This is a genomic window from Martelella lutilitoris, assembly GCF_016598595.1.
Taxonomy (GTDB): domain Bacteria; phylum Pseudomonadota; class Alphaproteobacteria; order Rhizobiales; family Rhizobiaceae; genus Martelella; species Martelella lutilitoris_A.
Window position 1 is genome coordinate 1,724,689 of record NZ_CP066786.1, and the last position, 14,765, is coordinate 1,739,453.

Annotated in this window: 9 protein-coding genes; 8 read left to right on the forward strand and 1 reads right to left on the reverse strand. The window is 62.9% G+C overall.

All coding sequences use genetic code 11. From position 1 onward, the window contains the following. Positions 1 to 27 precede the first annotated feature (27 nt). The 8 genes from JET14_RS08110 (at position 28) to JET14_RS08145 (ending at position 13,011) form a co-directional block, all read left to right on the forward strand. Complete coding sequence (locus JET14_RS08110; RefSeq protein ID WP_200337564.1) at positions 28 to 270, forward strand: TRAP transporter large permease subunit; 243 nt, start codon at positions 28 to 30, stop codon at positions 268 to 270. 22 nt (positions 271 to 292) lie between these two features. Further along, the gene (locus JET14_RS08115; RefSeq protein WP_200337565.1) at positions 293 to 2,029 is read left to right on the forward strand and encodes a dihydroxyacetone kinase family protein; all 1,737 of its coding nucleotides are present in this window, start codon (positions 293 to 295) and stop codon (positions 2,027 to 2,029) included. A gap of 603 nt (positions 2,030 to 2,632) precedes the next feature. Then, positions 2,633 to 5,035, forward strand: a complete 2,403-nt coding sequence (locus tag JET14_RS08120; RefSeq protein ID WP_200337566.1) for a glucan 1,4-alpha-glucosidase — start codon at positions 2,633 to 2,635, stop codon at positions 5,033 to 5,035. A 31-nt stretch (positions 5,036 to 5,066) separates the two neighbouring features. Continuing rightward, complete coding sequence (gene gnd, locus JET14_RS08125; protein ID WP_200337567.1) at positions 5,067 to 6,068, forward strand: phosphogluconate dehydrogenase (NAD(+)-dependent, decarboxylating); 1,002 nt, start codon at positions 5,067 to 5,069, stop codon at positions 6,066 to 6,068. A gap of 19 nt (positions 6,069 to 6,087) precedes the next feature. Continuing rightward, positions 6,088 to 7,464 (forward strand): glucose-6-phosphate dehydrogenase, encoded by a 1,377-nt coding sequence (gene zwf, locus JET14_RS08130; RefSeq protein WP_200337568.1) that lies wholly within the window; start codon positions 6,088 to 6,090, stop codon positions 7,462 to 7,464. 153 nt (positions 7,465 to 7,617) lie between these two features. Then, on the forward strand, positions 7,618 to 8,202 hold the full coding sequence (locus JET14_RS08135) for a hypothetical protein (protein ID WP_200337569.1): 585 nt from the start codon (positions 7,618 to 7,620) through the stop codon (positions 8,200 to 8,202). A gap of 210 nt (positions 8,203 to 8,412) precedes the next feature. Beyond that, the gene (mprF, locus tag JET14_RS08140; protein ID WP_200337570.1) at positions 8,413 to 10,992 is read left to right on the forward strand and encodes a bifunctional lysylphosphatidylglycerol flippase/synthetase MprF; all 2,580 of its coding nucleotides are present in this window, start codon (positions 8,413 to 8,415) and stop codon (positions 10,990 to 10,992) included. Positions 10,993 to 11,127: 135 nt separating this feature from the next. Continuing rightward, on the forward strand, positions 11,128 to 13,011 hold the full coding sequence (locus tag JET14_RS08145) for a potassium transporter Kup (protein WP_432443071.1): 1,884 nt from the start codon (positions 11,128 to 11,130) through the stop codon (positions 13,009 to 13,011). Between the two features lie 124 nt (positions 13,012 to 13,135). Here JET14_RS08145 and JET14_RS08150 read toward each other — a convergent pair whose 3' ends face one another. Further along, positions 13,136 to 14,761, reverse strand: coding sequence for a TRAP transporter large permease (locus tag JET14_RS08150; protein ID WP_200337571.1), 1,626 nt, complete (start codon positions 14,759 to 14,761; stop codon positions 13,136 to 13,138). Positions 14,762 to 14,765 lie beyond the last annotated feature (4 nt).

A 14,765-nucleotide genomic window follows, 5' to 3' on the forward strand; every position in this document is an offset into this window, starting at 1 on the left:
TTTGAAGTTCGCCTGACGGCGGAACTGGTGACGGCATTGCGCGCCATCAGGGGCACCGTCAAGTTCGCCGACGCCCTCGTGGTCGGCTTGACGACACCGCCGGTCGGCTCCTGTCATTTTGCCGCAGCCAGCGTCAGCAAGCTCTGGATCGAAACCATAAGTCCTGCCATGCTGCCGTTCCATGCGATTCAGGTCGTTTTCCTGCTCACGCTTGGTCTTGTGCCGGAAATCTCGCTCGCCCCGCCGCGGATGGCTGGCTTCAACAATTGACATTTTACACAGGCAAAAGCCCATGAAAAAACTCATCAACGATCCGCGCCGTCTGGTTCGCGAAGTGCTCGAAGGGATTTTGGACACCACGCCCGGTCTCGCGCTTCTCGACACGGAAAACGTTCTTGTCCGCTGGGATGATCGTCCCGTGGATGAGCGACCGGTCGCCGTGCTTTCGGGCGGTGGCAGCGGCCATGAACCCGGACATGCCGGCTATGTCGGCATGGGCATGCTGGCCGGCGCGATTGCCGGCGATGTCTTCACGTCTCCGAGCGTCGACGCCGTTCTCGCCGGCATCAAGGCCGTCGCCGGGCCGCGCGGCGCGGTGCTTATCGTCAAGAACTATACCGGTGACCGCCTCAATTTCGGCCTGGCCGCGGAAATGGCCACGGCACAGGGTATTCCCACCGAAATCGTCGTTGTTGCCGATGACGTGGCGCTGAGGGACACAGTTGCGCCCGAGCGCCGCCGCGGCATTGCCGGTACAGTTCTTGTGCACAAGGTTGCGGGAAGCGCTGCCGAACGCGGCCTGCCGGTCGATGAGGTTGCGGCGCTGGCGCGCCAAGCGGCTGAGGCCGTCGGCACCATGGGCGTGGCGCTTGGCGCCTGCACTGTGCCCTCCATCGGCAAGCCGGGCTTCGCCCTCGGGGAACAGGAGATTGAAATCGGTCTCGGCATTCATGGGGAGAAGGGCGTCGAGCGGGTCCCCATGCAATCTGCCGACGCCCTCGTTGATCGCATGGTTGACGCCATCGTCGCCGACAAGGCGCTTGACCGCGATCGGCGGGTTGCCATTCTCGTCAACGGCCTTGGCGCAACACCGCCGATCGAGTTGACTGTCGTCGCGAGGCGTGCTCTGGCGCGCGCCCGCGAAGCGGGGCTGCGCGTCGAGCGCCTCTATTGCGGCGTCTATCTATCCGCCCTCGACATGCCGGGCTGCTCCATCAGCATTCTGCCACTGACGGATGCGTTGCTTGCCGCGCTTGACGCGCCCACCGAAGTGCGCGCCTGGGGCGGTGACGGCAGGATCGCGTCTGAACGTCGCATCCTCGCCGCGCCGGCAACAAGCACCGTGACGAGGGCGTATGCGAAGGGTGATCAGGCCGAACAGATCCGTGCCTGCGCACTGGCGGTCGCGCGCGAACTGACCGCCGCCGAAACCCTTCTCGCCGATCTCGACAGCCAGGCCGGCGATGGCGATCTGGGCGCCAGCATGGTGCGTGGCGCCGAAGCAATCCGTGCCCTGTCCGAGACCGCCTTCAATACACCCGAATCCGCCTGCGCGGAGATCGGGGACGCGCTCCGGCGGGCCATCGCCGGGAGTTCGGGCCCATTTTATGCTGTAGGGCTTGTTCGCGCGGCCAGCGCCCTGCAGGGTAAGGCCGAAGCCTCGGCCCGGGACTGGTCCGCCGCCTTCTCTGCCGCGGTCGATGCTGTCGAGCAACTCGGTGGCGCTCGGGTCGGAAACCGTACAATGATCGATGCCCTGCGTCCGGCTGCCGATGCCTTGGCGAAGGGCCTTGCCGACGGCGCCGAGCCTCTTGACGCATTCCAAGCCGCTGTCACAGCCACACAATCCGGCGCCGATGCAACTGCCGAGATGCAACCCTCGCTCGGACGTGCAGCGTATCTCGGCGATCGTGCCAAAGGCGTGAAGGACGGGGGCGCTGTCGCAGTCTCACTGTGGCTCAAGGCCATTTCGGACGAGATTGCCAGGTCTCGGGAACAGAAAGGAGGACCGGGGAATCTGCCCGGTTGAGACAAGGTCCGGGAGCGGCGGCGCACAGGTGGTCAACGGCATGAATGCGATCCGGCTTGCCGTCGCCGCGAACGAGATGCGCGCTGTCGGCCACACGATGCACGAGGCGTGGTTCGACGTTACGGCCGAGGATGCCGTCATTGCCGCATTCGAACACGTGGATGCCGAGGGGGTCGATATCCTGATCCACATGCCGGCATCCAGGCGGCGCGCGCCACGTTCGCGCTCCATACGGGCGGCCAAGGGCGGCATCAATCTCCTGACGCGTTCGATGGCAGCCAGATCATCCGCGTCGACGGCGGGATGCTCCCCGTTCTTGAGAGGCGTCGAAGGAGCGACCTTGAGCGCGCGCCGCTGCTTTCGGCTCTCGGGCTTCAGTCCAGGTCCATCGCGGGTCTGCTTCTCGCGCGTTCGCCGGAACAGCAGGCCGTCCGCAATTGCACCGCGTTTTTGTCATATCCCGCGGTGCAGGGCTGGCGGCTTGGCATACTTGCAATCCACGGGAAATATATAGGACAGTTTGCCCTGCTATAGGTTCTCAATAGCGGGACTGGTTTTGAAACCGCAAAACGGACGGCGTCACATTTGTCGGAGGAAGCAGAGATGAGCGACATGATCGATTTTGCCGCAGGCGCGCCGGGTATCGGTTCCAGGTGGACATCGAGTGCCAAGAGCGGGGTCGGCACCGCGCTTGCGACGGCTTCGCCGGTCTGGTTTACGCTCAGCCACGGCATTCTCAACGAGATATATTATCCCCGTGTCGACAGCGCCTGCACCCGCGATTTCGGTTTCCTCGTGACCGGCCCGGATGGCTATTTCTCTGAGGAAAAGCGCGATTGCGAGCAGGAAACAACGCCGCTCGAGGATGGCGTTCCGGCCTTTTCGATCGTCAACACCGCCCTGGATGGCGCCTACCGGATCAGAAAGCAGATCATCAGCGATCCGGCGCGGGCGGTCGTCCTCCAGCGCATTTCGTTCAGCGCGCTCAAGGGCAGGACCCGCGATTACCGGGTGACCGCGCTTCTGGCGCCGCATCTGGTCAATGCCGGCGCATCGAACTCCACCTGGATCGGCGAATTCGAGAGCGCGCCGGTGCTGTTTGCCAGCGGCCGTTCCCGCTATCTGGCGCTGGTATCAAGCGCGCCTTGGCGGGCAATGTCCGCCGGTTTCGTCGGAACGTCGGATGGCTGGCAGCAATTGTCCCGGCATGGGCGGCTCGTCGACCAGTACCAGCGCGCCGATGACGGCAATGTGGCGCTGGCCGGCGAGATCGATTTTTCCGGCAGCGATGGTTCCGTGGTTCTGGCGCTCGGTTTCGGCCAGACCGAACACGAAGCCGCCGCCGCCGCCACGCGGAGCCTGAAGGACGGCTTCGACCATGCTCTGGATAGATTCATAGCCGGCTGGCGGAAGTGGCAGGACGGTCTGGTCCCGCTCGATCACAAGGCGGAAGACGGGATCAACGCCTATCGCGTCTCGACAGCGGTGCTCGCGACCCACCGGGCGTCGGACCGGCCCGGCGCCGCGGTTGCCAGCCTTTCGATCCCCTGGGGCTATTCGAAAGGCGATGACGATCTTGGCGGCTACCATCTTGTGTGGCCGCGCGACCTGGTCGAGACGGCCGGCGGCTTTCTGGCCGCGGGCGACGCGAAAGAGGCGCTGGCGATCCTCGATTATCTGCGCGAGTTGCAGCAACCCTCCGGCCGCTGGGCGCAGAACTTCTGGCTCGACGGCAAGCCCTACTGGCATGGCGTCCAGATGGACGAGTGCGCCTTTCCGATCCTGCTTGCCGACATGTTGCGGCGTCAGGGCCATCTGAACAGCAAGACGATGCGCCGCTTTCTGCCGATGATCAAGAGCGCCGCCGGCTATATCCTCGCCAATGGTCCTTCCACCGGAGAAGACCGCTGGGAAGAGGACGGCGGATACAGCCCGTTCACGCTCGCGGTCGAAATCACGGCCCTGCTGGCCGCTGCAGATATTCTGGAAGCCGAGGGCGAAGAGAAAGCGGCCAACCATCTGCGCGAGACGGCCGATTGCTGGAACGAGCAGATCGAGAAATGGACCTTCGAGGGCGATCCGGAACTCTGCCGGGCACTGGACATCGCGGGCTACTACGTCCGCATTGCCGCGCCCGGGGCAACGGATGCCGCCGGTCCGGCGGGCGAAACGCAGATCCGCAACCAGACGCCCGACCGTTCGATCATGGCGAGCGATGCCGTGATCAGTCCGGACGCGCTGGCGCTGGTGCGCTTCGGGCTGCGCGCGGCGGACGATCCCCATATCGTCGATACCGTCAAGGCGATCGACCACACGCTGCGGAGGGAACTGCCGCAAGGCCCGCTCTGGTACCGCTACACCGGCGACGGTTACGGCGAGCACGAGGACGGCCGGGCTTTCGACGGAATCGGAAAGGGGCGGCCCTGGCCTCTGCTGGCCGGCGAGCGCGCCCATTACGAGCTTGCCGCCGGACGGACCGATACGGCCAAGGCCCTGCTTCAAACGCTCGAAAAATCCGCCAATGCCGGCGGGCTGCTCCCGGAGCAAAGCTGGGATGGCCCCGACATGCCGGATCGTGAGCTGTTTTTCGGCCGCCCCTCGGGCAGCGCGATGCCGCTGGTCTGGGCGCATTCGGAGCATATCAAACTGTTGCGCTCGCTCGCCGATGGCGCCGTGTTCGACATGCCGCCGCAGGGCCGGAGCCGTTATATCGAGAGGCACACAGTGTCAAAACTGCGGATATGGCGGTTCGTCAACAGGTTGACCACAATCCCGCTCGGCAAGAAGCTCAGGATCGAACTGGCGGATGCGGCAATTATCCACTGGAGCGCCGACGGCTGGTCGACCGTCAAGGACATCAAGACGAAGACATCGGGGCTCGGGACCCATTTCGCTGATCTGCAATTGAAGGGCGTGGAACCGGGACATGCCGTGATTTTCACTTTCTTCTGGCCGGAAAGCGGACAGTGGGAGAATGTAGATTTCACCGTTCGCGTCGGCGAGTAGAGCGAACCAGCACAGGAAACGGAGTTTGGACATGCAGATCGGAATGATGGGGCTCGGGCGGATGGGCGCCAACATGGTGCGGCGTCTCATGAAGGACGGCCATGAATGCGTCGTCTATGATGTCAACGCCGACAATGTCGCCGCGCTGGTCAAGGAAGGCGCGGTCGGCGCCAGCTCGGTCGAGGACCTTGTCGCAAGGCTGGAAAAGCCCCGCGCGGTGTGGATGATGCTGCCGGCGGCGATCACGCCGCGGATTGCCCGCGACCTTGCGGACAAGCTCGAAAAGGGCGACGCCATCATCAATGGCGGCAACTCGCACTATCGCGACGCAATCGACCTCGCCGCGGAATTTTCGCCTGCCGGTATCGACTTCATCGACGCCGGCACGTCGGGCGGGGTGTGGGGTCTCGAGCGGGGCTATTCGCTGATGATTGGCGGGCCTAAGGCCGCGGTCAAGCGGCTCGACCCGATCTTCGCCTCTCTTGCGCCGGGCGCCGATGCGGGGGCAGCGCCGGACGCATCCACGGGCACGGCATCGCGGGGCTATCTGCATTGCGGGCCGACCGGGGCGGGCCATTTCGTCAAGATGGTGCATAACGGCATCGAATACGGCGTGATGGCGGCCTATGCCGAAGGGCTGAACGTGCTGAAGGCGGCCAATGCCGGCAAGGCAGAACGCGAGGTCGACGCCGAGACGACGCCGCTCTCGAACCCTGAATATTACCAGTTCGACATCGATCTCGCGGCCGTCACCGAGGTCTGGCGTCATGGCTCGGTGATCGGTTCATGGCTTCTGGACCTGACCGCGGCGGCGCTGAAGGAGAACCCGCATCTGGAAGGTTTCGACGGAAGGGTGTCGGATTCGGGCGAGGGCCGCTGGACATTGCAGGCGGCGATTGAAACGGGCGTCCCGGCGCCGATCTTGTCATCGGCGCTGTTCGATCGGTTCTCCTCACGCGGCGAGGCGGAATTTGCGGGTAAGATTCTTTCGGCGATGCGCTACGCCTTCGGCGGCCATCTGGAAAAATCGTGACGGGGCGGAGATCGAGACGATGATGGAGCAAAAATCCGACGCCCTGGTCGTGTTCGGCGTGACCGGCGATCTGGCCCACAAGATGATCTTCCCCTCGCTCTACGCCATGGTGAAGCGGGGAGCGCTGGTGACTCCGGTGATCGGCGTCGCCTTCGACGACTGGACCCTCGACCAGTTGATTGCCCGCGCCCGGGACGCGGTGGAGACCCATGTCGAGGCGATCGACGAGGCGGTGTTTGCGAAATTCACCGGGCTTCTATCCTATGTTTCCGGCGATTATCGCAGCCAGTCGACCTTTGACACGCTGCGCGAGACGCTCGGGGGCGCCAAAAGCCCGCTCTATTATCTCGCCATCCCGCCATCGCTGTTTGAAACGGTCGCAGGCGGGCTCGACAAGGCGGGGATCGCCAGCGGCGCCCGGCTGATGGTGGAAAAGCCGTTCGGGCGCGATCTGGAATCGGCCGAGGCGCTCAACGCCGTGCTGCATGCGGTGTTCGAGGAGGATGCGATCTTCCGCATCGACCATTTCCTCGGCAAGGAGGCGATCCAGAACCTGCTCTATTTCCGCTTCGCCAACGCCTTTCTGGAGCCGGTCTGGAACCGCGACCATATCGACAGCGTCCAGATCACCATGGCCGAGGATTTCGGCGTTGCTGGACGCGGCAAGTTCTATGACGAGGTCGGCTGCATCCGCGACGTGATCCAGAACCATCTGGTCAACGTGCTGCTGCTGTTGGCGATGGAGCCGCCGGTGACCGGTTCGTCCGACGATCTGGTGGACGAAAAGGTGCAGATCCTCAAGGCAATCCCGCCGCTGACCCACGAGGATGTGGTGCGCGGCCAGTTCGACGGCTACCTTGATGAGCCGGGCGTTGCCGCCGGCTCGATGACGGAAACCTTTGCCGCCGTGCGGTTCCACCTCAATACCTGGCGCTGGAGCGGCGTGCCTTTCTTCATCCGCGCCGGCAAGAACCTGCCCGTTCACGCGACCGAGGTCGTGGTGCGGTTCAAGCGCCCGCCGGTCGCGCTTTTCGACACGGTGGAGCATTCCAGTGCCAATTATGTCCGCTTTCGGCTGGGCCCGGAAATCGCGATCGGCCTTGGCGCGCGGCGCAAGTCGCCGGGCGAGGACATGCGCGGCGAGGCCGTGGAGCTTGCGGCCGTCGATGACGGGGTCGGTGATCTGGCGCCCTATGACCGGCTGATCGGCGATGCCATGGCCGGCCGGCGTGAACTGTTCACGCGCGAGGATGCCGCCGAACTCGCCTGGACGATCTTCGAGCCGATCCTGGACGACAAGGCCCAGCCGGAGACATACAAACCCGGCTCCTGGGGCACCGGGAAAATGACAAGCTTTGCCCCGCCCGGCGGCTGGTTCGATCCAGCGAAAACGTGAAGGGGCGGATATGAACCAGACCGATCAGAAACGCGGCGAGCGCCGCGCTCTCGCCTTCGGCGGCAGCCCGGCTAAACGGTTATCTGCGGCGGCTTCCGCCTTTGGCAGAATAATAGCCTGATTGTCCGCCGCATTCCGGAGTGGATTGATATATTGACACTCTATGCAACACTCCGGCGCTTTCGTTTCACGCTGGCGTTTCTGGCGGTCATGCTGGTCGCCAATGCCCTGGCCGGTACGTTTTCCGGCGAATTGCCGGCGCACGCTCTCGCAGACTGGGGCATCGGCAAGGATGCCGTGTGGTCGGGAGAAATCTGGCGGTTCGTGACGGCCACTTTTCTGTCTCACGACCGGGGCATGCTTATCCGCCAGTTTTTCTTCGCGGCCGCCATTCTGGGCTATACGGAATGGAATCGGGGCAGCGTCTCGACTCTTGTCCTGTTCTTCTCCTTCGACCTTGCGGCCTCGTGCCTGCTGTTGCTGGGGATCGGCCTGTGGCCGGACGGCGTCGGCCTGTCGGCGGCGCATGATGTCGGCATGTCGCTGGGCGGGTTCGGGCTTCTCGGTCTTGCCCTTTCCGGCATGCGCTGGCGGTTTCCGCTTTTGGCGGTCGTGCTCCTGATGATCGGGCTGAAGATTGCATTTGTTTTTGATCCGCTTGCCGACATCGGCCACATCATCGCCTTGTGGACTGGATTTCTGCTGGGATTGGCGCAGCTCAGAATGTCGGCGAGGTAGGACCGGTCATGTGACATGTTGCCTGTGTTCAGGCACGATGAAGCGGCCATGGCAAATTGACCATCGGCCAACCGCACGTTACGATTCCGAACGGTTAGGCGGCCGGTTCTTCGGGCCGCCCTTTTTGTCGGGTCATCCATGGTTTCTGAAGGCGATCAACCCATACAGGCCAAGCGCGGAGCAGTCTCATTCGTCCGGAAGTTCGGACCTGTGCTGGCCACGTTCATTCTGTTCGGCCTCGGCGCATTCGCCGTCTATGAGGCACTGCACGGGATCACGATTTCCGAGGTCATCAGCCGAATAAAACTGACGCCGACACATTCATTGCTTGTTGCGGTGCTGGCCACCGCCGGCGGATATGCGGCGCTGATCGGTTATGACTGGTCGGCGCTACGCTATGTCGGCAAAGGGGTTCCCCTGCCAACCTTGTCACTGGGCTCCTTTACCGCCTATGCGCTGAGCAATTCGATCGGGCTTGCCGTCCTGTCCGGAGGCGCCGTCCGGTATCGGTTCTATCGCGGTCTTGGCCTCTCCCTAGCCGATATCACCGTGGTCTCCACCTATTGCGCCATGGCCTTCGGCGTCGGCGTCACCGTGATCGGGTTTGCGGCGATCGCCTGGCATCCGGCGGCCATGGAGCACTTCGTTCCGCTTTCTATCGATACGATCAGGGTTGCGGCGCTTGCCGCCTTCGCCGTGGTGACGATCGCTGTTGCCTGGAGTTCGATCGCCCGGCATCCGATCGGGTTTGGCCGTTTCAGATTTGTCATGCCGCCGCCCCGCGATGCGGCGCTTCAGATTCTGTTCTCGCTCCTCGACATCATCTTCGCGGCGGCAACGCTCTATATTCTGCTGCCGCCCGCCGCATCGGCGGTCGTGACATTTCCGACCTTCGTTGCGGTTTTTGCGGCGGCTGCCGTCGCGGCGGTGCTCAGCCACGTTCCGGGCGGCATCGGCGTTTTCGAGGCCGTCATCCTCGGGGCATTCGCAACGGTGTCGGACCAGGCGGCCGGCATCGCCGCGGCGCTGCTCGTCTACCGGATCATCTACTACCTTCTGCCGCTTCTGGCCGGCGTCCTCATCCTTGTCGGCGTGGAGATCCGCGAAAGAATAGCGCCTCTTGCCAAGCCGACGGGAAAGGCGCTCAGCGCGCTTTCTGTGCTTTCTTCCCTGACCGCCCTGATGCCGACCGCCGCCGCCGGCCTGACCTTCCTCGCAGGGCTCTTCCTCATTCTGGATGGCATCGTGCCGATCCCGAAGGCCATTCTTGATGAGTTGCAGCCGGCGGTTCCGGTCGGCCTCTTCGAGTTTTCCAACGTGATCATGGGTGTTGCCGGCGGCATTCTCATCGTGCTTGCCAATGGTTTGCGCGCGCGTTCCCGCAGCGCCTTCTACATGGCGATTGCCATTCTCGGCCTCGCTGTCATTTCCCTGCTGCTTCAGCGGCTCGATTTCGATCTGGCTTTCGCGCTTGCCTTTCTGGCGGCAGTGCTTTGGGTCTCACGGGATCGTTTCGATCGCAGGACGCCGCTTTCAGCCGGCCAGCACTCCATGACATCGCTTGCGCTTTGGGCCGGTTTTGCCATTTGCGTTGTCCTGTTTTTCCTGTTCGCCCACCAGGATGCCGAATATTCCCATGCCCGCTGGTGGCAGTTCGCATTCGACGCAAACATGCCGCGGGCCCTGCGCACGGCCGGCGTCAGCGTTTCCGTGTCGCTGATTGCCCTTCTGTTTCTGGCGCTGAGACCCGGGGCAGGGGCAACGCCGTCTGACTTTGAAACCGATATCGATCTCGTCCGCTCCGTGATTTCAAGGCAGGATGATCCCGATGCGAATTTTGCCCTTTCGGGAGACAAGCTGTTTCTGTTTTCGGACGATAAAGAGGCCTTTGTGATGTATGGCCGTCATGGCCGCAGCTTCGTGGCCCTCGGGCGTCCTGTCGGACAGAAAGACGCGACGGCGGAACTGATCGATGCCTTCGTCTCCGAAGCGAAGCGGGCCAATTGCCGGCCGGCCTTCTATCAGATCGCGGCCGACGACCTGGCAACCTTTGTCGATGCCGGTTTCATACCGAGCAAGCTCGGTGAGGAGGCTGTGGTGGATCTCGGAACCTTTGCCCTGGAGGGGCCGGAACGGCGCAAGCTCCGGCAGGCCTATAACCGCGCGACGCGCGACGGCCTGAGGATGGAGATTGCCGCGCCTCCCCATTCCGCGGCGTTGATCGCGGAACTGAAATCGGTCTCGGACGAATGGCTCGGCGAGAAACATGTGCGGGAAAAGCGGTTCTCCCTTGGCCGTTTCGACGAGGACTATCTTCAGAACTTCCGGCTGGCGCTGGTGCGCACGGAGAGCCGGATCGTCGCCTTCGCCAATATCTTCGAGACCTCGACACGAAAAGTCGGGACCATCGATCTGATGCGCCACGCCTCCAGCGCGCCGTCGGGCACCATGGATTTCCTTTTTGTCGCGCTGATGCTTGCTCTCAGGCAGGAAGGCTTTCGGCAATTCTCGCTGGGAATGGCGCCGTTGACCGGACTGGAATCCTCTCGTCACCCGAGAATCTGGGATCATGTGGCGGGGTCCGTCTCCCGGCTTGGCGGCCATTTCTACAATTTCGCGGGCCTGCGCGACTACAAGGACAAGTTCGCGCCGGAGTGGCGCTCGCGCTATCTCATGACCTGGGGCGGCATCGATCCGCTGCTGGTTGCCAATGATGTGAACGCCCTCGTCAGCGGCGGGCTTCGCGGCGCGATAACGCGCGGCGCCAAAGGCAAGGAAGACGAGGAATGATCAGCCGGCGCGAAGACCGGGCGGTATCGGCATGCGGCGTGTTTGCATCGCGTGCCCTTGGATATTCGCGGAAAATCTGAAACCACCACAAAATCGCGTCGGCTGGGTCGCGCGTATTTCTCGGGAGGCGGGACGTTGACGACCGGGCAGGACGAAAAAAAGCAGCCGGCAGGGCTGGCAGCTTTGTCGGTTTCGGCGCTTGGCATCGTTTATGGCGATATCGGCACCAGCCCGCTCTATGCCTTCCGCACGGCGCTCGGCAAGGCGACGCCGGACGAGACCTCCGTGCTCGGCATTCTGTCGATGATCGTCTGGTCGCTGGTGATCGTCGTTTCGCTCAAATACCTGTTGCTGGTCATGCGCGCCGACAATAACGGGGAGGGCGGGGTTCTGGCGCTTCTTGCCCTTCTCCAGCCCTGGCGCGGCGCTTCGCGCAGGGGCAAGGGCGCCTTGCTGGTGGTCGGCCTGTTCGGCGCGGCCCTTCTTTATGGCGACGGCATGATCACGCCGGCGATCTCCGTGTTGAGCGCGATAGAAGGCGTCGAGACGGTCGAGCCGACGATCGCCGGCTATATCGTCCCGATCACCATCTTGATCCTGCTCGGGCTTTTTGCGGTCCAATGGCGTGGTACGGCCCGTGTCGCGGTCTTTTTCGGGCCGATCATGCTCGTCTGGTTCCTGACGATCGCTCTGCTTGGCCTTGCACAGATCATTCATCACCCGGTTGTGCTGAAGGCGCTCAGCCCGGTCCATGCGGTGGAATTCGGCCTTGCAAGACCGGGCATGACGGCTGTCGTGATGGGCGCGGTGTTTCTCGCCGTCACCGGTTGCGAGGCGCTTTATGCCGATATGGGGCATTTCGGACGCCCGCCGATCAGGCTTGCCTGGTTTGCCTGCGTCTTTCCCTGCCTCGTCCTCAATTATTTCGGGCAGGGCGCTCTGGTGCTGTCCGACAGCGCCCATGCGGGCGAGCCCTTTTATGGCCTGGCGCCCGGCTTTCTGCGCATTCCGCTGGTCCTGCTGGCAACGGTCGCGACCATCATCGCGTCCCAGGCCGTCATCTCCGGGGCCTTTTCCCTGACACGGCAGGCCGTGCAGCTCGGGCAGTTTCCCCGCGTCGAGATCCGCCAGACATCCGCGGAAGAGACCGGGCAGATCTATGTCCCCTCGATCAATCTGTTTCTGGCCATTTCCACCGTGGCGCTGGTGCTGGCCTTCCGCAGTTCGGAGAACCTGGCGGCGGCCTATGGCATCGCCGTCAGCACGACCATGGTGATTACTACCATTCTGCTCTACTTCGTGATGGTTTACCGGTGGAAGTGGAAAGCCCGCTTCGTCCTGCCGCTCATAATCTGTCTTGCCCTGATCGACCTGACCTTCCTGGTGTCCAACAGCCTGAAGATCATGGAGGGCGGCTGGCTACCGCTGGCGGTCGGGGGAGGGGTCTTCATTGTCATGCGCACCTGGGCGGCCGGTCGAGGCCGCCTCATCACCTATCTGAACCGGAAGGGGCAATTTCTGGATGCGTTTCTGGAAGAATTGCGCCACAAGGATGTCCCGCGGGTTCCGGGAACAGCGGTTTTCCTGACGGCATCGCTGCCGCACGTGCCGCCGGCGCTCCTGCATCAGTTCTGGCATCTGCCGGTGCTGCACGAGCGGATCATTCTCCTGCATGTCGAGAGCGAGGAGGTGCCGAAGGTGAACGCCCGCCAGCGGCTTGAAGTCAGGGATCTCGGGCAGAATTTCTCGGTGGTGCATGTGCATTACGGGTTCATGCAGTCGCCGAATATTCCGGTCGCGCTCAGGCTTCTCGGCGAGACCGACGACAGCATCGATCTCGAGCATGTCACCTATTTCGTCGGGCATGAAACGATCATCCCGTCTCAGAACGCCTCCTTCCTGCGCCGTTGGCAGGAGAAGCTGTTTGCCGTGCTGAACCGCAACGCACTCAGGGCAACGGCTTTCTACAAACTGCCGCCTGAAAGGGTGGTCGAACTCGGCATGCAGATCGAAATCTGATCACGCAACGCCGCTGCTTCGCCTTCCGCTTGGCCTTGTTTCACGCTGAGGATCGCATTGTGCCCATGCGTTGCAACAGTCCCCCGGAAGACAAGAGAACCACCGGGGGACTGGTCGCAAAAGGTTACCGCGTCACGATTTCCGGCCCCATCAGCCAGTAGGGCAGTGCCGTTGAAATCGACGGCACGTAGGTGACCAGGATGAGGAACACGAACAGCACCGCCACGAAGGGCGCTGCGGCCTTCACCACCTTGATCAGACTCATGCCCGTGATCCCCGATGTGACGAACAGATTGAGCCCGATCGGCGGGGTGATCATGCCGATCTCCATGTTGACCACCATGATGATGCCGAGATGGATGGGGTCGACGCCGAGTTCCATTGCGATCGGGAACACCACCGGCGCGACGATCAGCAGAAGGCCGGACGGCTCCATGAACTGGCCGCCGATCAGGAGCAGCACATTGACCGCGATCAGGAAGGTGAACCAGTTGAAGCCGGCGTCGATCATGACCGAGGTGATCGCCTGCGGAATGCGTTCCGCCGTCAGCACATGGGCAAAGAGCAGCGCATTGACGATGATGAACATCAGCATCACCGTGGTCTTGGCGGCGCTTACTGTCGTCTGGCGGGTATCGGGATGGGACAGGCAGAACGGCGTCCTGAGGATATTGGCCTTCAGGTTGCGATACCAGATCGGCACGCCGGCCAAGAGATAGGCCGGCACCTGGCTCGCCCGCGCATTCTCCCCGCGCCAGAGCGTATAGGCAATGACGACGCCGATGGCGAGAACGACGCCGGCGATGACCCTTGATGTCAGGCTGGCCCATGCGGCCTCTATGCCATCGGTGGCGAAGAAGGCGAGGATCAGGAACACCAGCAGGAAGGAGACGCCATAGACCGAGGCCAAAAAACCGGTTCTCGTACGCCGGCTGTCGGTTTCCTCGATCCAGCGCATCCCCTTGAGCGGCCCCATGTCGCGATAGATGTAGATCGACACCAGGAAAGCATAGACGGCGGCGACGGCGGCCGCTTCCGTCGGCGTGAAGACGCCGCCATAGATGCCGCCGAGAATGATGACGATCAGGAACAGCCCCCAGCCCGCATCCTTTCCGGCTTCGACGATCTCCAGAAAGCCCTTCCAGGGTTCTGCGGGCAGTTTCCTGATCCGCGCCATCACATAGATCGCCGCCATCAGCATGAAGCCGGCGATCAGGCCCGGAATGATGCCCGCGAGGAACATGCGCCCGACGGACACATCGGTCGCCGCCGCATAAACCACCATGACGATCGATGGCGGGATGAGAATGCCGAGCGTGCCGGCGTTGGCGATGATGCCAGCGGCAAATTCCTTCGAATAGCCGACCTGCCGCATGCCGGCGATGGCGATCGTGCCGATGGCGACGACGGTTGCCGGCGAAGACCCGGAAAGCGCCGCAAACAGCATGCACGACAGCACCGAGGCCATGGCGAGACCGCCGCGAAAATGGCCGACGCTGGCTATTGCAAACCGCACCAGCCGCTGCGCTACCCCGCCGGTTGACATGAAGGCGGAGGCGAGCACGAAAAAGGGGATGGCCAGAAGCGTATAGTTCTGTGAGGCGGTGAACAGCTGCAGCGCCACCGAGGACATGGAATCGCGCGAGAAAAACGCGATGAACAGAACCGATGACAGGCCGAGCGAAATGGCAACCGGCGCGCCGGCAAACAGAAGGCCGAAGACCAGCAGAAACAGAATGGCGATTTCCATGGGG

Excerpts from the sequence above, each read along its gene's own strand:
- gnd (WP_200337567.1), top strand. The coding sequence starts at position 5,067 with ATGCAGATCGGAATGATGGGGCTCGGGCGGATGGGCGCCAACATGGTG.
- JET14_RS08115 (WP_200337565.1), top strand. The coding sequence starts at position 293 with ATGAAAAAACTCATCAACGATCCGCGCCGTCTGGTTCGCGAAGTGCTC.
- JET14_RS08120 (WP_200337566.1), top strand. The coding sequence starts at position 2,633 with ATGAGCGACATGATCGATTTTGCCGCAGGCGCGCCGGGTATCGGTTCC.
- zwf (WP_200337568.1), top strand. The coding sequence starts at position 6,088 with ATGATGGAGCAAAAATCCGACGCCCTGGTCGTGTTCGGCGTGACCGGC.
- JET14_RS08150 (WP_200337571.1), bottom strand. The coding sequence starts at position 14,761 with ATGGAAATCGCCATTCTGTTTCTGCTGGTCTTCGGCCTTCTGTTTGCC.